The organism is Sphingobacterium prati, assembly GCF_013167215.1.
GTDB lineage: Bacteria > Bacteroidota > Bacteroidia > Sphingobacteriales > Sphingobacteriaceae > Sphingobacterium > Sphingobacterium prati.
The window spans coordinates 1,325,861-1,349,273 of the sequence record NZ_JABJWY010000034.1 but is presented as its reverse complement, the minus strand read 5'-3'; the positions used below and the strand labels follow the sequence as shown (position 1 = coordinate 1,349,273).

Annotated in this window: 25 protein-coding genes; 7 read left to right on the top strand and 18 right to left on the bottom strand. The window is 38.7% G+C overall.

Annotated features, from left to right (window positions below; translation table 11 throughout):
• The 7 genes from HPC41_RS15855 to HPC41_RS15825 form a co-directional block, all read right to left on the bottom strand.
• Window positions 1-204: hypothetical protein (locus tag HPC41_RS15855; protein WP_172394910.1), on the bottom strand; the 204-nt coding region annotated here is incomplete at its 3' end.
• Window positions 205-211: 7 nt separating this feature from the next.
• The gene (locus tag HPC41_RS15850) at window positions 212-673 is read right to left on the bottom strand and encodes a DUF6932 family protein (RefSeq protein WP_172394909.1); all 462 of its coding nucleotides are present in this window, start codon (window positions 671-673) and stop codon (window positions 212-214) included.
• Window positions 674-835: 162 nt separating this feature from the next.
• The gene (locus HPC41_RS15845; RefSeq protein WP_172394908.1) at window positions 836-2,482 is read right to left on the bottom strand and encodes a hypothetical protein; all 1,647 of its coding nucleotides are present in this window, start codon (window positions 2,480-2,482) and stop codon (window positions 836-838) included.
• Between the two features lie 36 nt (window positions 2,483-2,518).
• On the bottom strand, window positions 2,519-2,680 hold the full coding sequence (locus HPC41_RS15840; RefSeq protein ID WP_172394907.1) for a hypothetical protein: 162 nt from the start codon (window positions 2,678-2,680) through the stop codon (window positions 2,519-2,521).
• Between the two features lie 323 nt (window positions 2,681-3,003).
• Window positions 3,004-4,518 carry a hypothetical protein gene (locus tag HPC41_RS15835; RefSeq protein WP_172394906.1) on the bottom strand — a complete coding sequence of 505 codons (1,515 nt, stop codon included), beginning with the start codon at window positions 4,516-4,518 and terminating at the stop codon, window positions 3,004-3,006.
• Between the two features lie 392 nt (window positions 4,519-4,910).
• Complete coding sequence (locus HPC41_RS15830) at window positions 4,911-5,048, bottom strand: hypothetical protein (protein WP_172394905.1); 138 nt, start codon at window positions 5,046-5,048, stop codon at window positions 4,911-4,913.
• Window positions 5,049-5,285: 237 nt separating this feature from the next.
• Window positions 5,286-5,435 (bottom strand): hypothetical protein, encoded by a 150-nt coding sequence (locus tag HPC41_RS15825; protein ID WP_172394904.1) that lies wholly within the window; start codon window positions 5,433-5,435, stop codon window positions 5,286-5,288.
• Between the two features lie 68 nt (window positions 5,436-5,503).
• Here HPC41_RS15825 and HPC41_RS15820 point away from each other — a divergent pair, with 68 nt between their 5' ends.
• The gene (locus HPC41_RS15820; RefSeq protein WP_172394903.1) at window positions 5,504-5,944 is read left to right on the top strand and encodes a YybH family protein; all 441 of its coding nucleotides are present in this window, start codon (window positions 5,504-5,506) and stop codon (window positions 5,942-5,944) included.
• Window positions 5,945-6,034: 90 nt separating this feature from the next.
• Here the strand turns inward: HPC41_RS15820 and HPC41_RS15815 are convergent, their stop codons facing one another.
• The 11 genes from HPC41_RS15815 to HPC41_RS15760 all read right to left on the bottom strand — a co-directional run bounded on the left by HPC41_RS15815 (window position 6,035) and on the right by HPC41_RS15760 (window position 13,882).
• A complete protein-coding gene (locus tag HPC41_RS15815) occupies window positions 6,035-6,202 on the bottom strand; it encodes an SDR family oxidoreductase (protein WP_216660781.1) in 168 nt (55 codons plus the stop codon).
• 85 nt (window positions 6,203-6,287) lie between these two features.
• On the bottom strand, window positions 6,288-7,346 hold the full coding sequence (locus tag HPC41_RS25145; RefSeq protein ID WP_216660780.1) for a carboxymuconolactone decarboxylase family protein: 1,059 nt from the start codon (window positions 7,344-7,346) through the stop codon (window positions 6,288-6,290).
• An 11-nt stretch (window positions 7,347-7,357) separates the two neighbouring features.
• Window positions 7,358-7,906 carry a cupin domain-containing protein gene (locus HPC41_RS15800; RefSeq protein ID WP_216660779.1) on the bottom strand — a complete coding sequence of 183 codons (549 nt, stop codon included), beginning with the start codon at window positions 7,904-7,906 and terminating at the stop codon, window positions 7,358-7,360.
• Window positions 7,907-7,916: 10 nt separating this feature from the next.
• The gene (locus HPC41_RS15795) at window positions 7,917-8,483 is read right to left on the bottom strand and encodes a sugar O-acetyltransferase (protein WP_172394902.1); all 567 of its coding nucleotides are present in this window, start codon (window positions 8,481-8,483) and stop codon (window positions 7,917-7,919) included.
• A gap of 106 nt (window positions 8,484-8,589) precedes the next feature.
• The gene (locus tag HPC41_RS15790) at window positions 8,590-9,651 is read right to left on the bottom strand and encodes an alpha/beta hydrolase (protein WP_172394901.1); all 1,062 of its coding nucleotides are present in this window, start codon (window positions 9,649-9,651) and stop codon (window positions 8,590-8,592) included.
• A gap of 88 nt (window positions 9,652-9,739) precedes the next feature.
• Window positions 9,740-10,603: a helix-turn-helix domain-containing protein gene (locus tag HPC41_RS15785; protein WP_172394900.1), complete on the bottom strand. Its 864-nt coding sequence runs from the start codon at window positions 10,601-10,603 to the stop codon at window positions 9,740-9,742.
• Between the two features lie 326 nt (window positions 10,604-10,929).
• Window positions 10,930-11,175: an Abi family protein gene (locus HPC41_RS25825; protein WP_216660778.1), complete on the bottom strand. Its 246-nt coding sequence runs from the start codon at window positions 11,173-11,175 to the stop codon at window positions 10,930-10,932.
• Between the two features lie 560 nt (window positions 11,176-11,735).
• Window positions 11,736-11,993 (bottom strand): hypothetical protein, encoded by a 258-nt coding sequence (locus HPC41_RS15775; RefSeq protein WP_172394899.1) that lies wholly within the window; start codon window positions 11,991-11,993, stop codon window positions 11,736-11,738.
• A gap of 226 nt (window positions 11,994-12,219) precedes the next feature.
• Complete coding sequence (locus HPC41_RS15770) at window positions 12,220-12,669, bottom strand: DUF1569 domain-containing protein (RefSeq protein WP_172394898.1); 450 nt, start codon at window positions 12,667-12,669, stop codon at window positions 12,220-12,222.
• A gap of 187 nt (window positions 12,670-12,856) precedes the next feature.
• Window positions 12,857-13,426, bottom strand: a complete 570-nt coding sequence (locus HPC41_RS15765) for a KilA-N domain-containing protein (RefSeq protein WP_288808886.1) — start codon at window positions 13,424-13,426, stop codon at window positions 12,857-12,859.
• A 165-nt stretch (window positions 13,427-13,591) separates the two neighbouring features.
• Window positions 13,592-13,882 carry a hypothetical protein gene (locus HPC41_RS15760; protein WP_172394897.1) on the bottom strand — a complete coding sequence of 97 codons (291 nt, stop codon included), beginning with the start codon at window positions 13,880-13,882 and terminating at the stop codon, window positions 13,592-13,594.
• A 400-nt stretch (window positions 13,883-14,282) separates the two neighbouring features.
• Here HPC41_RS15760 and HPC41_RS15755 point away from each other — a divergent pair, with 400 nt between their 5' ends.
• The 6 genes from HPC41_RS15755 to HPC41_RS15730 all read left to right on the top strand — a co-directional run bounded on the left by HPC41_RS15755 (window position 14,283) and on the right by HPC41_RS15730 (window position 23,186).
• On the top strand, window positions 14,283-14,882 hold the full coding sequence (locus HPC41_RS15755) for an RNA polymerase sigma factor (protein WP_172394896.1): 600 nt from the start codon (window positions 14,283-14,285) through the stop codon (window positions 14,880-14,882).
• 93 nt (window positions 14,883-14,975) lie between these two features.
• The gene (locus tag HPC41_RS15750) at window positions 14,976-16,205 is read left to right on the top strand and encodes a FecR family protein (protein ID WP_172394895.1); all 1,230 of its coding nucleotides are present in this window, start codon (window positions 14,976-14,978) and stop codon (window positions 16,203-16,205) included.
• A 181-nt stretch (window positions 16,206-16,386) separates the two neighbouring features.
• A complete protein-coding gene (locus HPC41_RS15745; protein WP_216660777.1) occupies window positions 16,387-19,599 on the top strand; it encodes a SusC/RagA family TonB-linked outer membrane protein in 3,213 nt (1,070 codons plus the stop codon).
• Between the two features lie 12 nt (window positions 19,600-19,611).
• The gene (locus tag HPC41_RS15740) at window positions 19,612-21,039 is read left to right on the top strand and encodes a RagB/SusD family nutrient uptake outer membrane protein (RefSeq protein WP_172394893.1); all 1,428 of its coding nucleotides are present in this window, start codon (window positions 19,612-19,614) and stop codon (window positions 21,037-21,039) included.
• A 3-nt stretch (window positions 21,040-21,042) separates the two neighbouring features.
• Window positions 21,043-21,750 (top strand): DUF4843 domain-containing protein, encoded by a 708-nt coding sequence (locus tag HPC41_RS15735; RefSeq protein WP_172394892.1) that lies wholly within the window; start codon window positions 21,043-21,045, stop codon window positions 21,748-21,750.
• 14 nt (window positions 21,751-21,764) lie between these two features.
• Window positions 21,765-23,186 carry a PKD-like family lipoprotein gene (locus HPC41_RS15730; RefSeq protein ID WP_172394891.1) on the top strand — a complete coding sequence of 474 codons (1,422 nt, stop codon included), beginning with the start codon at window positions 21,765-21,767 and terminating at the stop codon, window positions 23,184-23,186.
• Window positions 23,187-23,413: the final 227 nt, after the last annotated feature.

The following is a 23,413-nucleotide window of genomic DNA, read 5'->3' as shown; positions in this document are numbered from 1 at the left end:
TATCAAAGAAAAGCTTTGTGGAGATTGTACTTTAGGGGCAGCTAATGCATCAATAAGTTCGCCTACAAGTTTAACCTTTTTTGCTTCGTATTGAGAGGCCATGAAATCCCCGCCTTCTGCATTTTTATGAAGAAGTAGAAGCGAATCAATTTTTTTGATTTCGTCCATGAGATCTAAAATATTATATACTTCTGACTTTTTCATTAGATTCTCAATTATTTATTTCAATAAATCCTTTGGGTATCTTAATACCCCTTCTATTACGTCTGTTCTTGTCAAATAGATCTCTCCAATACATTTCATCACTTATATAAAAGTGATAATTTTTATGATCTCTCGGATATACCTTTACAATATATGCATCTAATCCAAATTTACTTAAAGAATTTGGAAATTTAAAATTTTCAAGGTCTTGCTCAAAATTTTCTACTAAAGTATGGTTTATAAATACAACCAGATCCATATCATTTGGCACAATTTTCTTTGTTGTGTATGATCCGTCGATCCAAATAGTCAACGAGTCGCTATCTAATAATTTTTTTAGTGTATCCAAATATTTTTGAAAATTATTGAAAAGTTCTTCACGGACAGGTGAGGGGATATTTTCGACAAATGTTTCGTGAAAAAGCTGCAGTGAACATCTAATATTCGAATTTGGTATTAGGTTACCCACTGAATCGAAATTTTCATAATCAGTTATAATTATTCATGTGTATTAAGAAGGAAAGGAGGATGTAATTCAATAAAAAGCAACCTACCGAAGTAGGCCGCTTTTTACCGTTATCCATCAAATTGTCCGGATAACTATATTATACATGTAAAAAGAACGCACAAATTAGTTTCTTACACAACGGACGTTTTTGAGCTGGGTTTCTACAAGATCGACTCCAATTACTGACACATTGAGTAAGCTAGCTGTAAGGTCGTCATTGTGAATATTGAAAGCCCCTCTATCGGCATGATAATACCATGCGCCAAAACCAAAAAGCCCGCCAAGGTCTATCCCCGATGTACCTGTCCATAATTCGGCACGGTTACCATAATTGGCCAGGTTGATCTGTAATATACCATTGATAATAGCGAATGAGTCACTACCACCGTTAAAGTTAAAATGAAGTTTGTTGCTTGGATAAGGAGCGGCCGTTCCACTTGCATCATATTCAAAATAACCACGGTTATTGACTGACCCGTAAGTCGTTTGCTTACCGCCAATTCCTAATATTCCAGTGAGCTTTCTGAAATCGCTTTCACTCGCCTGGCGCCATACGCCAGTAGGATACACCTGAGCACAAGGGTCACTATTTACGCCAAATTGATCCGGAACAAGGCCTTTAAATGAGAAGTATGTATTTCTGGCATTGGAGTGCGCATACGTGTGGTGAAAACGATAAGGGTTGTGTCCGGCTTGGTAATAAATGTTTTGTCTAGCCCATCTGGTCCCTTCCACTGTCAATGGAGATTCTATCAAGTTGACCAACAAACGGTGACTGTTTCCCAATACCGGAGTGATGTTGAATGAAAAGTTGACAGGAGTCGCCGAAAATTGACGCGTGGAGTTGTCATCAATCTCTAATGCCAGATTGGAGACATTCACTTTGATTCCGCCGGTTACTGCCGCTGGATCCGCTGTGTACGTATAGGCAATTTTAGCATCTTGATAAAGTGCGTTGATGTCCTTAAAGTCGACAAACGGGATTTCGTGGTCGGCGGAGACAAGGTCACTTAAGGCGCCGCTGGCGATATCAATCGATGCAGTCTTAATTCCGGCTACTGCGACCTTTGCTCCGCTCATATTTGCAAACGTCCCTTGTGTATTTAATTCTATACCAAGTCTTGCAAATTTGTGGTTGAACATAATATTGATAGGTACATTGACGCTACTGCCACCGATTGGGACCGATACTTCGCCCGATGTATATAAGATATCTTTTCCGCCGGGAAGGCTGATTATGGTGTTAGCAGAAGTTACGTTAGGAACATCATCTGCTGTATTATACGAAAGTGCCACCCATTTATACGTTGTTCCTTGCGTCACATCAATAGTTCCCTGAGTTCCGGCAATAAACTGCTCAGAAGAAATCAATTGAGACCCATCTTGTGAAAACAAGTATAGACGATATTTTACCCCATTTTCTATAGCAGCAGCTCTTGTTGAGCTACCGCTAGTTGAAGCTGCCTTCGTTAAAGATTGTGCTGCCTTAAATGGTACGTTATTATCTGTCTGTAGGACAGCATCAAATTCTGGAAATTCTAATACTTTCGTATTCCCTGATTTTGCTTCGGCTACTTTTGCTTGAGAACCCTTTGTCGAAATAGGTTGACTTTCATTAATACCCGACACGTTCAGCATTAATTTAGTCCCCTCGACTTTGGCTGTTTCTTCCACTTGTTCTTTATCTTTCGAACAACTTGAAAAGATACCACTTCCCACCAGCAATAAAGCAATGGTCCAATTTATTTGCTTTTTATATAATACTCTCATAAAAATTTAATTTTGTAGTTTCTTAATAGCTTAATTTTATAAATCTCCATTACCACTACCATCCGAACCATCACCCCAGTCACCTACACCAGGGTTAGGGGTACCTGTTCCTCCAGAACCAGCAGCAATCCCTTGCTCCAGTTCGATTGTAAGCACGCTGATAGCAGGTGCTTCATAAGTTCTCTTTTCTGTTTTCATTTTGAATTATTTAAGTTTTAAATCATTGTTAATGATTAGTCGTTGAATTTTAATACATGGCCGAGCTTCTTCGGGAGCAAGGCGAGTCCTTAGAAATCCGATACAAACATGAATATTTTATGAAATAGAAATGAAAAACCTCTCCCCCCAAGAACTACTCCTTTTTTGTTAAGTTATTGTTTCTTAGTGTTTTAATCTTGATTCAAGGTGTTGGGTTGCGCTTGGGGAGCCTGCTGTGTATTGTTATTATCGAAAATATTTTAATATTTTATGATGATAAATAATTTTGAACAGATTTGGAGTTGATTTTTTAGGAGGATTTCTTAATCTTTTGTTGGAGGATTGTCGTCTACACGGCTACGTAACCAGAGGATCAGGTCTTCTTCAGGTACGAGCCCCAGTTTTTTTCGCAGGTTATAGCGATTATTTTCGATTGTTTTCGTTGCTTTAAAAGTATAATCTGCAATTTCTTTTGTTGAAAACCCCAGGTAAATGTAAGCACATAGGATTAATTCGGAGGACTTGAAATTTGCATCCATGCACAGCATCCTATTTAAGAATCTCGGATGAATTTCTTGAAACCGTGCCCAAAATGTTGGAGAGTTTTTTTTAGCTAATTCAATAAGTTCTGAAAATGATTCATTTACTTTAAGCTCAAGGGTCTCTATAAGTTGTTTCTTTTGCTCAATTTCTATTTTTTGTACTGACAAGATTTTTTTCTTTTTGTATTTGTATTCCTTGTACTTCCAGATAAACAGTAGTAAGGTTATTAACAAAGCAATACTGAGGATTATTTTTAAATGGTTATCCCTAGTTTTTAGTATTATATCATGCTTTTCGATATTATCTAATACGGCCTGTACTCTTTTTCTGTTTTTATTTTCGTCAATCAGCCGTTCTGAGGCAGATAACTTAAGGAATTTTTCTCCTTTTTCATACTGATTGATTTTATTATAACTTTTAGATATTTTTAAATATAAGTCTGCTGAAGTTGATCTGTTCCAAGTTCTTTTTTTCTTGTCTGCTATGGCAAGCAAATAATATTGAATGGCTGTTTCCGTTTTTCCAGTTTGCATATAGTAATCGGCATATAGTTCAAGAAATAGGGTTAGCGGCCTATTATCTACTATGGCTTGTTGATAGGCCAGTTGAATAAAAGGAAGGGCCTCCTTAGGCTGTAATTGTTCAATGTAGGTCATCGCCTTGGAATAGCATAAATTTGCCTTTACTTTGTAAATTTTCTTTAGTTTTTGATATACTGTGTCTGGGACTGATTTTGCATGGTCCAACGCTTTGTCTATATAATGATGGGCATTAGCATAATCTTTGACTATAGTGTATGAGAGGCCTAGAGAAGACAGACTTAGTGCCGCCGTCATCACGGATTCAGGATCTTTTCTTGATATGGTTAGATTTATTACTTCTTGGTGTTGCTTCGCCTGCAGTTTATAAAGGTAAAGTCGGGAATAATGAAAACCTTTTAATGATAAAAATCTAGCTTTTAAAGGTTTGTATATTTTGGATGCGTTTTCTTTAAGGCCTTTTTCAATAGATGGATAAGATTTTTCATATTCTTCAAGGATATTTAAAGAATAAGCGATATAATAATATGCCTCCGCTCTTCTCTTCGAATCATTTGTAGCGTTGGCAATAACACTTGCCTTTTGTGCATATGCTAATGATTTGAGGGGATTTATTTCAAGGGAGTCATCGGCTTGTAGCAAAAGTGAGTCAATCGTTGTTTTGGTATGGTGCTCTCCATTACAGGCAATTAGATTGAATATGCAAATAAAAAGCGATGAAAATATGAGATTTTTAAATAAAATACTTTTTAGCATATCTGTATGTGTATCTTCTTGAATATAAGGTGATTATGGTGTTAATTTAATAAGTAGGCCTCCAAGGATGTCTTAATTATGAGATACGTTGGTGTGACCATCCGGAAAAAGGGTGCGTTGTGCTAAGTATAGAATAAAGGAAGTAGGACTGTTGTAAACCTTTTGTAATTTCAGAGGCCTCTTTTATAGAATATTCGTGATCCAAAGGTGTAGAAGGAAAATTTTTCTACATACCTATCTGATCTAGCTATATAAAATAGCTAGCTGTTTTTTTTCCAAACAAAGAGGTAATTTAACAAATGACACAATTTTTGACTTTAATGCGTAGCCGGATTAAAGGTTCTTAACGCCTACATTAGGCTTTTCTATTCTATCTCGTACTTACTTTCACATCAAATAACTATGGTTCTTTTTTCGATAATATTATATTTTTCCATTGTTTCTTCGAGAAAAAGTTCGCCATTCACATTAGAAAGAACAATAAGCGTCCTATTTGCTTTGGAAAAACGGTAGACAGAATTTTTTTTCATCTTTTTAATAACTTTAATTTGTTAATTAGTAAGGGCTTAATATGGCAGAAAGATTCTATAGCTTAGTTTTTCTTTATTCCGATTTAAATTTGACACTTTTTCCAAAACAATAAAAATATACGTACCCCCCAACAACTACCTTTATTAGGTTTGATGACGTTATTTAGCTTTATAGATGATTATATTTTTGTAAGAATCATGTTAATAAGGTCTGAGTGCGCAATAGAAATTCGCATTTTAATAATTTAAATTACAATGCTCGGAATTATGATGTCCAAGAAGGTCTGCAAAATCCCATCCAAGTTTTCTTGCAGCTAAAGCCGTTAAGCTATCCTGGTCCTGACGGTGTTGCCTTGCTGCTCCAGTCTGTATATTCCTTTCCATCATAAGGATTTGCTTTTGGCGCGAGATAATCTCTATACACCTCTTGGAATTGTGGTTGTTGAGCTAGTAGTATGCAAATTTTTGGACAGACATCACGGGAAGAGGCGGAAAAAATTGCCGTCAAAAAAATACTTAGCACCTATATTGCTTCTATCAACCAAGCGGATACCACATTAGGTGCGAAAATTTCTCTAACTGAAGAGAACTTGAATTTCATTCATCCCCGTGGACATGAAAAAGGTTGGGAAGGCATCAAAAGTGATATTTACGGCATGTTCGATAGTACATTTAGCCAACGGGATTTGAAAAGTACAGAGGAAATTATCACCTTTTTTGATGATGTAGCTATTCTGGAATTCTATTGGGTCTTCGATGCTGTGTTTAAAGATGGTAATTCCCTTCAAACCAAGGGACGTGAAACCCAGGTGTCGAAGAAAATTGGAGGTGACTGGAAAATTATCCATGTCCATTATTCGAATATGCCGGTTACCGGTGAGTGTGAAGGGTTTTAAGGTGGGGGATAAAATTAAAATTGGTCAAGGAGTTGTTCTTGACCGATTCTTTCTTCCGATAGACAAATGTATTTGTATTTTATCGAGTCTTTACAACGCCTGCGCCGTTGGGCGGAAAAGGATTTCATTGATATCCATATCCTCCGGCTGGCTGATGGCAAAAGCGATCAAGCGGACGAAGGCATCCGGTGTTAAACCGACTTGACCGACATAATCTTTGTTTGCATCCTGTATGCCTGTGTCGGTGATGTGTTCCAACAGCTGATCCTTCAAAAACCTTATGTCCGGCTACGGAAGATACATTGATAAAATGGCCGGATTTTCGTTCATTTTCTTATTGTTTCTATTTCAATTTGCTAAAAATATTCAACATCGTTTCTTGGTCAATGCCATTCATATCCACAAGTTTGAGTGATTTCACCATGTCCAGTGTGGTGGTTTTGTAATGCTGGAAATGCGGCGTTTGGAGATGCGATTGATAAGCCGCTTTGTTGGCATAAATCTCGATAATACGCACTTGGGTAGGATGCTCTTTTTGATACATCGGGAAAATAGCAATCACGCCTGGTTCCACTTCAACCGACGCGGCTGATTCTTCTTTTAAAATGGCTTTGTATTCCTCTAGATATTCCGGTTGGATTTCAATTTCCGAGATGCGCACCATCATACCGTCTTCAATTACCGGAACAACAGGTTGTTTCAATAAATCCCGAAGAATATTGGCCTGTGTTCTGTTGATGTGTTGTTCGATCAGATCGGCAAGCTGTGTAAACTGACCGTCGGTCAATCCGGTATTTCGTCCCATTCCCAAATGCGCGTTCAGTTGAGGGGCAACACCAGTCATTGCAGACAAGGCAGAGATCGTTGCCAGTTCTCGTTGCTGATAGCTTAATACATCGCTGGCAAAAATATCGGCAAACAGGTGCTCTTTCAGAAAAGCATCCACCCGGGGTCCAAATTTCCCAAAGCCCGAAGCAGGTTTTACCTGCGGTACCTTGGTTAAGATCTCCAAGGTTTTTCTGCCTTGTTCGTATTTGTCTTCAACCTTATTCTCCACCACAATCTCTTTTCCTTCAACGTCAATGATCCCCTTCGCTTTGCGTTCATCCAATACCGTTGTAAAAGTATTTAGCGCATTCAAACTTCTCGGAAAACCCGAATAGGCATAGAGCTGAACCAATATTTCTTTGATTTCATTGACGGTAAGACCAGAATCCAAAGCGGTATTCAACTGTACTTTTAAGGCATCTAAATCACCCGTTGCAGTAAGGGATGAAATGGCGACAATACTTTGTTGCCGAGGATCTAGTGATTCTGTTTTTTCCTGTGCCTTCATGGTATTGATATTTAGGACGAAAGCTAAAAGCAAGATCCATTTCGGAAATTTCTGTTTGCACTTCATGTGGAATTTTTTTAATTATTTAAAGCTGCTGTATATTCTTCATCCGTTACAGGTTCCAACCAGGTGTTTTCATTGGTCTGCGGATTAGCCGCAATGGCCAAATGCGAAAACCAACTGTCCGGGGCCGCTCCGTGCCAATGTTCTACATTGGGTGCGATTTCAATCACATCACCCGGTTCCATACGTACAGCAGCTTTTTCCCGCTCTTGATAATAACCAACGCCGCCCACGGCAACCAGAATCTGTCCGCCGGTATGGCTGTGCCAGTTGTTGCGGCAGCCCGGTTCAAAAGTCACATTGCTCATTGGAACGTTTAATGCATCATTTTTTGTCAATCGTGCGAGCCAGGATTTTCCGGAGAAATACTGCTCATATGCTTTATTTTCTTCCCCGATTGGGAAATCACTGATTTTTGGAGGTATCGTATCCATATTTTTTGTTGTTTGTGTTGTCTTTTCTTGATTCACTGCCTTTTCCTGCGACTTTTCATCTTGCTTGGTTTGCTGGCAGCCGGTGCTAGCAAACAGCACCACAATAAACACTGCTATCTTGGTTTTCATACGCTCTGTTTTAAATAGTTTTAATAACCTTCGCTGGAATTCCTCCTACAACAGTATTATCCGGTACGTCTTTCGATACCACCGCCCCTGCAGCCACGACAGAATTCTCGCCAATGGTTACACCCTGTAAAATCGTCGCATTAGCGCCAATCCATGCGTTCTTTTTAATGTGAATGGGAGCTGGAATCAAGGACTGCCGTGCTTCGGGCGATATGGGATGTCCTTCGGTAAGCAGATTCACATTAGGTGCCAACATCACATTATCTTCAATCGTAATACCGCCCATATCTAAGAAAGTACATCCAAAATTTATAAATACGTTCTTACCAATCTTCGTATGCTTTCCGTAATTGATGTATAATGGCGTAAATAGCCCTACGCTTTCATCAATCTCCGAACCGGTGATTTGTTCTAACAGCCACCTTATCTCGTTGGGGTCTATAGACTTGTTCATCTGAAGCAACAACTCCTTGGTTTCAAATGCCGCTTCCCGCATTCGGTAACCCTCAGGGTCGCCTGATGGAATAGTTTCACCGCTCCGCAACCGCTCGAAAATATCTATATTATCTTTACTCATTTCCACCTTATTATATTTTAAAATTAATAAATACGTTCGGTATCAATATTATACAAAACACGGATATATCTACCATTTTTACAGTTTCCGAACAGAAAGCTTTCCTTTATTTCAAATTCTCTGTAAAAAACGTTTCCAATTTATCGAAGGGTATCACATCCAATTTATCGTACAGATCTGTGTGTACACCATTGGGGATAATCATCAATTCTTTGGGCTCAGAGGCATTTTTGTAGGCATCCTCACTGAAATACCGTGAATGGGCATTTTCACCTGCAATCAAAAGCATTGGTCTAGGCGAAATCTCTTTAATGTATGTCAAGAGTGGCATGTTCATAAAAGACAGACTGTTGGTTGCTGTCCAAGCCGCATTAGAGTTTAGCGAGCGTTCGTGAAAACCTCTCTCGGTTTTGTAATAGTCGTAGTATTCCTTTACGAATTGTGGAGATTCTGTATTGGTCTGTGCCAATCCGTTTTCAGGATATTTGGGCGTGCCATTTTTGGCATCTTCCCACCGTTGCAAACTCATTTGTGTTAGCATTTCAGCGCGTTGTTCGGGTGTGGTAGAACCAAAATATCCCTCTGCATTCACCCTTGACATATCGTACATACTGGTGGTAGCAACCGCCTTGACACGCATGTCAACAGCAGTAGCATTCAGAGCAAAACCACCAAAACCACATATTCCGATAATCCCGATCTTCTCCTTGTCTACATTATGCTGTAAGCCGAGAAAATCTACTGCCGCACTGAAATCTTCGGTATTGATATCCGGTGAGGCCACATTGCGCGGTTCTCCACTGCTTTCTCCAGTATAGGAAGGATCAAAAGCCAATGCTACAAATCCACGTTCAGCCATTTGGTTGGCATACAATCCCGATGATTGCTCTTTTACCGCTCCAAATGGACCACTAATGGCAATTCCTGATAAGGCATCACCACCTTTTTTTGGAAGGTATAGATCTCCGCTAAGGGTAATACCATAACGGTTTTTAAAGGTTACTTTTTCTCTAGTTACTTTGTTGCTTAACGGAAAAGTATAGCCGTCATACTTTGCTCTATGTTCCATATTATGCTCGTTTTGAATTGTACTTGTCCTGTTGTTTTGTGCGGATAGTAGCCCTGTAAATAAAAGGGACAATACCAGTGCTATGCCTGTTGTTTTCATTCTGCTTTATTAATGAATAATTACAGGTACAAAGGTACCGGACAAACAAGCGTTCAACTAACGAGATTCAAACCAATCATTAAGAATTTCAAACCATCGACTTTCGAATGGATTTTGGATTGGTTCCAGTGATTTTCTTGAAGAAATTGTTGAAATAGGTAGGGTATTCAAAGCCTAAGGCGAAGGCAATTTCGGAAATATTCCAATCTGTATGCTGTAACATGGCTTTAGCTTCCGCTATAATTCTTTCTGTGATATGTATGGTTGTCGATTTGCCAGTCACTTCTTTTACAGAGCGATTTAGGTAGTTTACATGAACGGCAAGGTTTTGTGCAAAGTCGTTCGCTGTTTTAAACTGTAATGGTCGCTGGGGTGTCTCTATCGGAAATTGGCGTTCCAATAGCTCTAAGAATACAGAGGTCAGTCTCTCAGAAGCATTCTGGTTTCTGTGGAAATTTTCCGAAGGCTGTAGTTTCAACGCTTCATGCAGAATCAGTTGGATATAATTACGAATGAGTTCATCTTTGTATTGATAATCAGATTTTTGTTCTTCTATCATTTTCAAGAAAATCCCATTGAGAAATTCCCTTTGGGTTTCGGAAATTTCCAAAATAGGTGTACCGTCGATTTTAAACAAAGGAGATTGCTGTAAACTTTCAGAGCGCTTATCGGGAAAGAGAAAGTCTTCTGAAAACAAAATGGTATAGCCTACATAGGTCCTCGATATCGTCTCCCAGGAATAGGGAATATGCGGATTACCGAAGAACAGGACAGTGCCTTCCTGTACAAAACTCCGGTCGGCATAATGGACATTGCTTTTGCCGGTAGTCAAGCAGATTTTATAAAATTCCTTTCTGCTGTAGACACGGGTTGTATTACTGTCTTCCTCAATTTGAAAAACGTTGAAACCTTTTAACTTTAGCTCGGTGTTGAAATCGGAAACTGTTCTCATAGCAGATGCAAAGTTAATAAATTCAAATAAACAGGAGTTGATATTTAACAATCCATATTTGATACTGATGTTTACTATTATTCCTGCTGTACCAAATGCTGCCACTCGGGATCATTTTTGATCCGCTCCAGTTCGGTTTCAATGACCTGCACAATGTCCTGTTTTATCTGAATCAAATGTGGCAATGGTATTTTACATCCTCATTGTAAGTGTTAATTAGGTTGTATTACACTCAAGTACGAACACAAGTTCTAAAAGTTATGGTCACCAGGTAACGAGAATATTTATATTCAGAAAATCTCGAATAATATTGCTGGTGAATGACATTATTGCCAAAGTGGCTCCTCCATCCATGTTGGTGGGAAACCCATTGCTGCAGGATCAATATTTTGGTATTTAACAAAAAGATCAAGAAATTTATCTTTAAACCTGTGGCTTGGATTTATAAAACAATACATGTTAAATGCCATACCGAAGGTTGAACCGGCCTTAAATACATGTGAATTCTTGGGACTATCAATTAACGGATACCAATAACCGCTTAGTCGATAATAGCTGATGTTTTGGAGCAAAAATAACGCTTTTGAATCATTTTCGATCCCAATCCTCTATTCTTTAATTGCTGTAGCTGATCTGCATAAGTTATCGCAGGTTTGGCATAAGGTATAATTGGCATATTCTAAAAAAGAAAAAGCCCACCCTGAGCGCGCTGTTCGACGGGAAGCGGGGTGAGCATGTTGATTCAAAGATACGAATTAAAAAGTTTTTAATAAAAATTTATTTATTGATTTTACAAAACACCAACAGCTTTATGCTTTGGTCTATTTCGGAATAGGTACATTGTCCGTATGTTCGATTTTTCCTGACGATCCGTTTTATAACGAATGGTTTGTTGTCGGTGCGGTATTTACATTTCCAGTGTCGATTGTAAGTTTTTGATATCGCTATGCCGAAGGAGATTTACTTTACCCGGTAACGCTCAAACAAAACTGTGTGCAACTAGTGGCCATGCAGGAAGAATAGCCTTATTTTAAATTTCGTCTGTTATTCAGTAATTGCGTTGAAAATATTGTACCCTGCATAGGAATCTAGCTGAGTTTTGCCTCCCTTGTTAGTTTACTTTTGTCTATCCCTAAATCATTACTGAATAAATCAACCAGTATTTTTTCAATTTCGCTTTTATTAAAAGTGCCCGGGTTGCGTCTAGATTTGAATAACTTTCACTTGTCATTTTTTTTGCTAATTGTCCAACTGTTTGCAGGTTAAGTATGTTGCCGAATTTTTTTGCAAACCAAAGTTCGGCATTTGAAAAAGCAAGTCCTGCAAGTCCGATCTGCCAATTAAAGAATAGTGCAGCGCAAGATGTAACTAGTAAAATCGCAAGTGTCACGGATGCCCAGTAGGGTGGTCGTAGGATATGAAGTTTAAACCCCAAGTGCACTTACTTCAAATAGACTACAAAACAATCACGACCAGCTCTGCGCTCCTCCACCTTCTACCAAAACAAAGCAGACGTTCTATTCAATATATCGGCTTCGCTGGCATAAATGGAAACCTGCCATAGAACGAATCTGTTATAACGCCTGACCCATGTAGCGGTTTCGTGGCTTTTTGGGTTACGCTCCAAACTGCTTTAAATGGTGGTTGCAATGTTTGTATATGAACTGACCTAATTGGGCTCTGGACATTCTACCAAAGAACCAATGTACAAATGTATCTTTTTCAAATGTTTCATATTTCTCGATTAATAATTTCCAATTTCGTTTCTCCATTTCTAAATCATGTATGTCTTCATTTACGATAAATACAGAGGATGTGGGTGCGTTTTTGCCAAAACTTGTTGTTTCATCTTTCAATATCCCCTTTATCGCATTTTGACCAAACATTCGCCCTAAAAATGAACGCTTAACCTTTATGGATCCTTGGTAATATTTTTCACATAATATACAATGCCTAACCATTTGCGTTACTGTCATTTTTCCCCAAAGAGCATCGCTGTCCTCGTGTAATAAATTAATTCTTTCGATGACCGCTTCTCTTATGTTTTTCTCAAATATTGATTTCATATTAGGAACATTTATCTATTCTATCTAGATTTTGATCATTTGCAGTCTTACAAATCTAACAGATTTGTTCTTCGATCGGCTTGGCATAGGATAAGAAATAGAACTGCATATCTAACGCATTGATGATAAGATTTGTTTAAAACTCATCATATTTCCAGTTAGAGGAATGGATAAATATGACACCTTTCTATTTCAATTTTTTAACAGCCTTATTTTCTACGAGCGACTTCATTTGGGTTACCGCTACTTTGTTCAGTTGTATAAGTCTTTCATTTTGTGGTAGGCCTTGTTGGACCAGCAAGGCATTTATACTTTCCATGTTGCTTAGCACGACCAACTGTTCTATAATCGCGTAGTCTCGAATATTGCCCTTTTTGTCAGGATTAGTATCTCTCCATTGTTTGGCTGTCATACCAAATAGTGCGACATTCAGTATATCGGCTTCGCTGGCATAAACGGAATTCGCTTGTTGCTTGGTAATTTCTGAAGGAATGAGGTTTTCCTTTATAGCATCAGTGTGAATGTGATAATTTACTTTGGCTAATGTCCTTTGTAAATCCCAGTTCAATTTCAAACGATCATTTTCTTCATCTTTTAGACGCTGAAATTCTTTGATTAAGTAAATTTTAAAATAGGGGCTAATCCACATGCCCAATTCAAAAGCTATATCAGGATGCGCATATGTCCCCCCATATCTTCCTGCGGTCGCTTTTAAGCCAATAGCATTTGTCTTCTCAACCCAATCTTTAACACTGATTTTATAACTGTTAAGTCCGGCCTGACTTTTAATTATGGCGAATTCGCCATAATTAAAAAGGGGGTTATAAATGCTTTCCTAAATAGCCAGATATTCAACTGTGTTTCTGTTTCGAAGCCAATCAGAAATGAAAAAGTCTCTAAATCCTATAAAAGGAAAGCAAAATTATATAGCTGCGATAATCTCTTTTAAGGATTCATCTTCAGGATCTCGAGAATTAACTGAGGGATAGAACTTGTCAAGAATTTTTTGTATCAAAGAAAAGCTTTGTGGAGATTGTACTTTAGGGGCAGCTAATGCATCAATAAGTTCGCCTACAAGTTTAACCTTTTTTGCTTCGTATTGAGAGGCCATGAAATCCCCGCCTTCTGCATTTTTATGAAGAAGTAGAAGCGAATCAATTTTTTTGATTTCGTCCATGAGATCTAAAATATTATATACTTCTGACTTTTTCATTAGATTCTCAATTATTTATTTCAATAAATCCTTTGGATATCTTAATACTCCTTCTATTACAAATAGATCTCTCCAATACATTTCATCACTTATATAAAAGTGATAATTTTTATGATCTCTCGGATATACCTTTACCCTGTGCTTGAAGCACTGTTCGAAAAGATCAATAAAAAATGTGTCAAAGAGAAGCTTTATTCCTACAGATGTCCGGGTAAGCCCAGCTGCTATTACCAGATAGATTCCGCTTTGGAGACCAAACTGAGAGATAAATTCAAAATGAAATAGAATGGTAGGTTATAGGTATTACTATTCTTCTATAGCTATTTTTTATATATTTGTAGCCATAGCAAAAATAGATAAGAGTTCTTGCTACTAATCCAAAAGATTAATCTGAAATATAATGGATAGCCACATCCTTAAAAACGAGATAGCAGAGATATTACTTCGTATTTCTAATGGGGACGAGCAAGCTTATCGTATCGTTTTTGATGCCTATAAAACTTCTATTTATTCTACTATTTTTAATCTGAGTGACGATGAGTTCATCGCGGAGGAAGTCTTACAGGATACCTTTATACGGCTTTGGAACTATAGGAGCAAGCTTGTTGAAGTTGATAATTTCGATGCGTGGATTTACAAGGTGGCGAAAAACGTCTTCTTGACAAAGATCAAAAAGATGAGTCCATCGCAAGAGCCCTTTGACCTAATCTTGCATGATATGTTTGCAACGCCTCTATCTTATGATGATATCGAGTATAGGGAGTTGGAGGCTGCCTTTGAACAGGCTGTCCAGAATTTGTCACCTAAACAGCGGATTACCTATCAGCTGATAAAGATTGAAGGGCTTTCTCGCAAAGAAGTAGCTAAGATACTTGAAGTATCCGCGGAAACTGTCAAATGGAATCTCAATGAATCCGTTAAAAAAATAAGGACAACGATGGTAGAATTGCTGAAAAACATGCCATTGGTCTTCATTTTATTTTTCTTGCAAAAAAAATAATCACCTTCCCCCCCAAACCGGAAGAAGACGAAGTCATACTATTAAAAGGGTTAGGTTGTTTGAAATCCTCTAACTCTTCTTTTTACAATTCATATGAATTATAACGATAGCTATATAGATTTATTGATACAGCGTTGCCTCGATCGCACAGCTACTGCCGAAGAGCGCAAGATATTTTTGCATATAATAAAATATATGGATAATGAAAATATCGAAGCTAAGATAGTCGCTGCCTTTGAACAAGAGCAGTTCAGAGCGGAGCCGGGGAGCACAGTTTGGGCAACAATCGAACAGCAGATCGCTACGGCACATCCTACAAGACGCATTCCCGTTTACAAAAGGGCGCTATCTCTGTTGAAATATGCAGCAGTTTTACTATTATTTTCAACTATTCCGATATACCTTTTTAGAGATGTTTTACCTCCGGTGGTCAGCAAATTGAAATTTGTACGCAAGGTAAGCACGATACTTGAAGGCCAGTCGAAGAGCGATTCTTCAAAAGAATTTGCGAAAGAAATTCAATTGGTTTTGTCGCCAGATAAAACCGTCAATCTTATCGCTAGGGACTCATTTGTCAACATAAGTGCAGAAAAATATATCCGTATTTCCCATAGCGATAATCAGATCACATATTCCCTCAAAGATAGCTTAGCGCCAATTGTGCCACTATCTGCGCTATACCATACCATAAAGGTACCTTATGGCAAGCGCTTTTCTGTAAAGCTGATCGACGGAACACTGGTGTCTCTAAATTCTGGTACGGAGCTACGTTATCCCATGAATAGACAAGAGCAACAGATGGATTTGTACTTGACGGGAGAGGCATATTTTGACGTGGCCAAATCTAAAAATCGCAAATTTAATGTACATGTGCAAGGGGATAAAAATAAAAAAGAGCACATCATCCAGGTCCTGGGAACACAGTTTAATATAAAGGCATTTCCAAAAGATAGGCAGAGCATTACTACATTGTTTGAGGGAGCGATACAGGTGTCAGGTATAGATAAGGTTCCCGTTCATTTGAGACCATCCCAACAGATCGCCATTGGAAACACTTTCGCTGTATCTGATGCGGATTTGGAAGGAGCTTCCGCATGGCGTCATCAGTTTTTCTATTTCAAGAACACGCCACTGGAGGAGGTCTGCATGGAACTAGAGCGATGGTACGGTGTTAAGATCAGCTATAGAAAAGGGAGGGGATCCAAAACCCTATTGGCGCAGATCTCCCGAAAAAAGAATTTGAAAGAAGTATTAGAAATGTTGGCCCAGACTTACGCTATCAAATACCAATATTACGGAAAGGAGGTTGTATTGACAGATTAAAATATTAAATCATATCAGAATAGCTTTTGGCTATGAAATTTTTAACCCTAAAATGTAGAGACGCTAACCAGTCTTTTCTTAAATATTTATGAAGATTTTTTTTCTTAATCACATGTATAGATGCTGTGTATTAATTTGCAGTTTCATTTTTACGACTGCTGTATTCGGACAACAACCTAAGGTGAATATTGACAAGAAGAATATTACCTTAGGTGATTTTCTTACCGAAATTCGTAAACAGACAGGATTCGATTTTGTATCCCTTACCAATAAGCTTGATTTTTCACGAAGAATTGATCCAAAGTTTACAGATGGTGATCTCGATATGGTTTTGGACAAGTATTTTAATGCTCATACTGGAGTAGTCTACGTATACAGAAATAACAGTATCATCCTGATGGATGAACAAAAGGCTAAATTACGGAAAATAACCGGATCGGTCGTACATGCCGAGACTGGTAAAATGATGGCTGGAGTAACGGTTTCATTTCCGGTAAAAAGTATCCGGGAACGTACAGACGAAAATGGAAGGTTTGAAATTCAGATACCCGAATATGCGAGGGAGCTGGAGTTTGTGTATCTAGGCTTTCAAAAAAAAATATTGCCTATATCTTCTGCTTCTAACTATATCGTTCGATTGACAGGAAAGTCCGAAAGCCTTGATGAGGTCGTTGTGACCGGTATTTTCAACCGCGATGCAGAGAGTTTTACCGGAGCTACTACTACGATCAGTGGTGAAGAAATCAAAAAAATAAATAACACTTCTGTGCTGGCAGCAATTTCTGCGTTAGACCCGGCTTTTAGGATGGTAACCAACAACCAGTTCGGAGGAGATATTAATAGACTGCCTCAGGTTCAAATGCGAGGGGAAAATTCATTTCCAAATCTAAGTGGTGAGCTGTCAAATAATCCGAATGAACCATTATTCATACTGGACGGGTTCCAGGTCAATTTACAGCGCGTAGTGGATCTGGATATGAATTTGATAAAATCCATTACACTTTTAAAGGATGCTTCTGCGACAGCGATTTATGGTTCTAGAGGGGCAAATGGGGTAATGGTTATTACAACGATACCTCCCGCGCCCGGCAAGATTCAACTTACATTTACGAATGATTTTAGAATAAATACACCCGATTTGTCGGTGTACAATCTTTTGAATGCCTCGGAAAAATTGGATCTTGAAAAGCGTGCTGGTTATTATTCCGCGAATACAAATTTACAACAATACTTTAGAGACGTATACTACAATGCACATCTGAAAAATGTATTAGAAGGCATTGATACGGATTGGTTAAAAATTCCGACCCAAGTCGGATACAGTAATCGTTCTTCTTTAAGACTTCAGGGCGGGGATCAGATTTTCCGTTATGGTCTACAGTTTACTGCGGATTTGCAGGAGGGGGTGATGAAAGGGCAAGACAGGGACAATTACTCCGGTCAGATTGACCTGAGCTATAATATGGATAGATTCCGTTTTATGAATTCGCTTCGTGTCTTTCAGAATAGGGCCAACGTATCTCCTTACGGTAGCTTCGGGCAGTATGTCGACGAAAACCCATATTTCTCACCGTATGACGCCGAAGGGAATGTGACAGCATTACTTGAAGAAGTATTTGTTCATCCTTGGTACTCTCCCTATACAACTAGCAATCCGCTGTACAATACGAGATTACATTCGATAAATAAATCAGAATACTTCGGTGTGACAAATAATTTTTCTGTACGTTACAATATATTGCCTTCATTTTTTGTGGAGTCAAATCTAGGTATTACGAAGCAAACGGACGGAGCTGATCAGTTTTATTCAGCGCAGGATTCCCGTTTTGCATCAATTAGCGATCCGAGTCGCCGCGGATCATACACAGCGAGAAACGGCAAGACTTTTAGTTATGAAAGTATGACTACCGCCAATTATAATTTACGAACTGACAAGAGTCAATTTTTCTCTATGTTGGGCGTTAATATCGCCAGTGATAATAATGAATTTTATCAGATAGTTGCTGAAGGATTTCCTTACGATCGTCTTGATAATCTATTGTTTGCAAATCAGTATCAGGCAAACGGACGGCCTTCTGGAGATGAAGCTACAACACGAAGGGTTGGGTTGGTATACTCCGGTAACTACAGTTATGACAATCGTTATCTGATAGATCTTTCGATACGTAGGGATGGCTCATCCCAATTCGGAACCGACAAACTTTTTGGAACATTTTGGTCAACAGGTTTAGGCTGGAATATTCATAACGAGTCTTTTTTTAAAGAGAGTAAAGTTGTGAATAAATTACGCTTAAGAGCCAATTATGGAAGCACAGGATCCCTGAATATTCCTGCTTACGCAGCACAATTCCGTTATAATTTTGGCGTAGGATCATCTTATTATGATGAACTTGGGGCAACATTAAACAATTTGGGTAATCCTGAGCTAAGCTGGCAGAATGTGTATAAATTGAATTTAGGTATGGATGCCACCTTGCTTAACGAACGTTTGGACCTTCGTATGGAACTGTATCGGGAAAATACGAAAAATGCATTGACCTCTGTCACACTTGCCCCATCGACAGGGTTTAACAGTTATTCCGAAAATTTAGGAGAGTTACAAAATACTGGGGTTGAGTTTTCTGCCCGATATACAATCATAAGACGAAAAACCGAAGGAATTTTATGGTCTGCCAATGTCAACGGATTCTCCAACAAAAACATCCTTAAGAAGCTTTCCAATAAATTGAATTCTGCTAATTCTGATTTGGATGCCGCCAATGGGGATCAGATCTATCCCAATACCCTACTGCAGGAAGGACAATCGATGAATACGATTTATGCTGTACGTTCGCTGGGAATTGATCCGGCAACAGGATCCGAAGTGTTTTTGAAAAAAAACGGACAATCTACCTATGACTGGAATGCGTCGGATAAGGTGGCCGTAGGTATAGAACAGCCAAAGTGGAATGGAAATTTTGGAACAAATTTCGTCTATAAAGGTTTTGAAATGAATCTAATTTTCAACTACCAATTTGGAGGGCAACTTTATAATTATACGCTAGCAAATCGTGTAGAAAACATAGACGTCGGAAACAACGTGGACCGTAGGGCATACGATTTAGGATGGACCAAGCCGGGCGACGTAGCGCTCTATAAGCGGATAACAGCTACGCCAAATGAGACAAAAGTAACTTCACGTTTTGTGCAGGACGACAACAACCTTAAGTTGACTTCTGCCTCGCTAGGCTATAACTTTTACGGGAAGGCCTTCCTAAAACGTTGGGGGCTCAATGGACTTTCCATTACTGCATTGACCAACGATCTTGTGTGGTGGAGCTCAATACATATCGAAAGAGGAGTTGATAACCCATTTGCACGTAATTATTCACTATCGCTTCGTGCGAGCTTCTAAATCTATTGTATCATGAAAATATATGTTATAATATTCTTTTTTGCGATCAGTATTACAACGATAAGTTGTTCGAAATATTTAAACGTTGAACCCAAGTCGTCGGTATCAGAAGATCAGATGTTTGCTTCGGAACTAGGCTTTGAGCAAGCCTTGAGCGGAGTATATTCTCAACTAGGAGGACAAAAAATGTATGGCGATCGTTTGTCGCTAGGGTTTGTTTCAGCACTCGCCCAGAACTATGCACAGCGCAATGTAGGTGCCCCGTATTATCAGACAAAAGCACTGAACTTTGATACAGACGAGGTTAGAAAATCACTGCTCGATATATGGTCTTCTACCTATAATGCTATTGCCGGCCTCAATAAGATCATAGACAAGACGGAGGGGAATCGTTCGGTACTCTCCAGTAATGGCTATAAACGTATTCGTGGTGAGGCTTTGGCAATGCGTGCTTACTTGCATTTTGATTTATTCCGTCTATTTGGCCCGGAATATCAAACTGGAAAGGCAGAAAAGGCAATTCCATACGAAACACAAATTGATGCCTATGCAAATGTTCCGAGTACTTCTGAAGCTTTTTGTCAATTTGTACTAGAAGACATAAAAGCTGCCTCTCAATTATTGAAAACAGTTGATCCCATCCTTTTTCAGGAAACGGAAATGAATATGCGTAGGATTAAGATGAATTATTACGCGGTCAAAGGATTAGAAGCCCGGGTACAAATGTATGTAGGAGACAAGCAAGCGGCTGCATCGGCAGCACAAGAAGTGGTCGACGGAGCTAAGTTTCCATTTGTTGGTATCGCTACCGTCAATGCTGCTGCCAATGTAAAGGATAGGTTGTTTATGCCCGAGTTAGTATTCGCTATTCGATCTACAAGCATTTTGAATTGGACCGAACGATATTTTAAGGCCTATGGTGGAAATGCAGGATTTGGATTGACACGGACAGCGACTGAACTTAATACTATTTATGAAAATTCAGCGACAGACATTAGACGTCTATATCTCTTTCAGGAAGATAATAGTGTGCTATTCCCTTCGAAATTCTGGCAGACATATGTTCCACTCACTGGCGAAAGCGGTACCTCGTCCAATAGAAAAGACCAAATTATTCCATTGATACGTATTTCCGAGATGTATTATATACTCGCCGAAACTGCAATTACGCCCGTACAAGGTGCAGCATTATTGAATAAGGTAATAGGTGCTAGAGCAGCCTCCAAACTGGCCGAAGGACAGCCCATAACAGGGGCTTTTTTAGAAGCGGAAATCCAGAAAGAATATCATAAAGAGTTTTATGGCGAAGGGCAGTTTTTCTTCTATTTAAAAAGAAAAAATGCCAAGAGACTACCATTTATGACTGTGGATGTTCCTTCCACTATTTTTAAACTACCTATTCCAGACAGTGAGATGGAGTATAACCCAACTTATCAATAGCTTATGAAAGTACTTAAATATTTTTTTGCCATGTGCATGCTAGTCACAGCCTGTGAAAAACAAGAAACAATGTACTATCAGGGCGAAGCACGTATCTCCTTCTATTTAGCCCAATATGAAATAGATTCCTTAAACTACTCATTTGCCTTTGATCCAATCCCTAAGGATGTAGATACAGTATATGTCAAAATGAGGATACAAGGACCGACTCTCAGTCGCGAGCGTATTATTTCTGTTAAGGCAGGAGAAGGTACTACAGCGGCCCTAGGGATAGACTTTGAGCTACCAACGATCAAGCTACCAGCTGGAGCCAATGTTATTGATTACCCATTGGTCATCTTTAATTCGTCTGCAATTAAAGATAAGTCTGTTAAGGTCGTACTGCAAGTAGCGGAGTCAGAAGATTTTCTACCTGGCGCTACTGGCCAAGAAATAGGTGGTACTTCTGCGGTTAATTCCTATAAAGTATGGCTTTCAAACAAACTTGACAAACCAGCCTATTGGGATGATGTATTATACTATTTTGGAAAATTTTCGGAAGTCCGCCTACGTTTCATGATCAGTACGTTGGGCATTTCTGATTTTTCAAGAGCGTCTATTGGAGCTTATGGTCTTTATAATTATCCGTTATCCCTCAGGAACGCATTGGTTCAATACGAAGCTCAAAATGGGCCACTGATCGATGAATTCGGTAATCCTGTCACCTTTTAAATAGCATCAAAATCATGAAACGAAAAATACACACCTTTCTTAAAAGTATGATCCTATTTGGATCTATCTTTGTCGCAGCGGGCTGTTCTAAGTTTGACCAAGATTTTAGTCGAAACCCGATTGGGGAGTTAAAGATTGAGGCAGATGAAACTGAATTTAACGCTGTTCAGTTTGAAGAGTTACGTATACCAATAAAGTTTGAAACACCTCCGAAAGGCGATGCTGATTACAGTTATCGCTGGCGCGCCATCGCCGAGGACTCCGTCTATGTTATATCCCGCCAGAAAGATTTAGATATAACTTTAAAGTTGCCTGTGGGTGAGTATAATCTCCAATATACGATAATTGATAAAACGACGGGCTTAGAGTTCAATAAATTATTTCAGCTTACTGTAAATGGTGCTTTCTTCAAAGGATGGTTAGTTTCTCACAATACTGCCGAGCAAGGTAAGCTTTCGTTTGTACGTGCTGACGGTACAGTGTTTGATAATCCTGCTGTCGATATAAATAATAAAGTGTTTCCAGGAAAAGCTATCTCCTCCTTTTATTCAAAAGTGCCATATCAGGAAAAGTATGCCTGTATTCACTATTATACAGATGCTGGTATATATCGATTTGACCCAAATAGTTTTTTATTGACAGGTGGAACAGATGATGTTTTGCCGAAAGTTTCAAGTTTTTCACAGATCGCGGATCGGTCTGGGAGAGAGGGATATGATAAGTATATTATAAATAATGGGGAGCTGTATGCTGGGATGGGATCTTTTTATCCAGAACAAATTTTAAGGCCCTATTCAGAGGGATTTGGAGGTGATTATAGATTGTATCCTGCCATTATATCGACCGATTGGTCACTTACTTATTTTTATGACAATAAATACAAACGATTTTTGCAGGCCGAGAATCTCGGAAGGAAATTACTTCCTGCCACTGGTAATGTCGAAGATTTATTTGACAAGGCAAATGTAGGTAAGACGATGATTGCGGCAGGAGAGGGTAAACCATCATATTATACCAGCATTTTCTATTTTGTCATGGAAGATCACGATGGTCGTTATCTGTATGGTCTGGACGGTACAGTGCCGAGCAAAAAACAGAAAATAGAGGATGTCCACTGCCCACGTTTCAGCAAAGCTAGCTCCTTTGCTGTTTCTAGCGTATTTGATCACATGTATTATGCGGTCGATAATGAGCTTTACCTATATAATATAATGTCGAATACAGCATCGCTTTTGTATAGGTTTCCTTCTTCACAAAAAATTTCTGACATAGAGAACGATAGTTCTGGAAATGAATTGGCTGTTAGTACGGTTAATAATAAAGTAGAAGGTGTATTCCATATTTTTAAAATTGATGAAATTGGCCATTTTGTGGCTAATGGACCAGCTCTAACGCTTAGGGGGTTTGGTGATATTGTCCATATCTCTCAAAGATGAAAGGCTGGTAATATTGCCGTGCCAATGGAAAAAATATATCAATAATAAAAGTTGAATATTAGTTATGAAACCATCATGATTTATTCAAGCCGGGTGCACCGAACGAAGTGAATTCACGGATACCTTGAAATATCAATTTAATGAGTAAACGAGCTCATGGATAGAACTAAGGAACAAAATTGTGAATGAAATAATCACATACGGGAATGAATAATCGCTTCATCCTA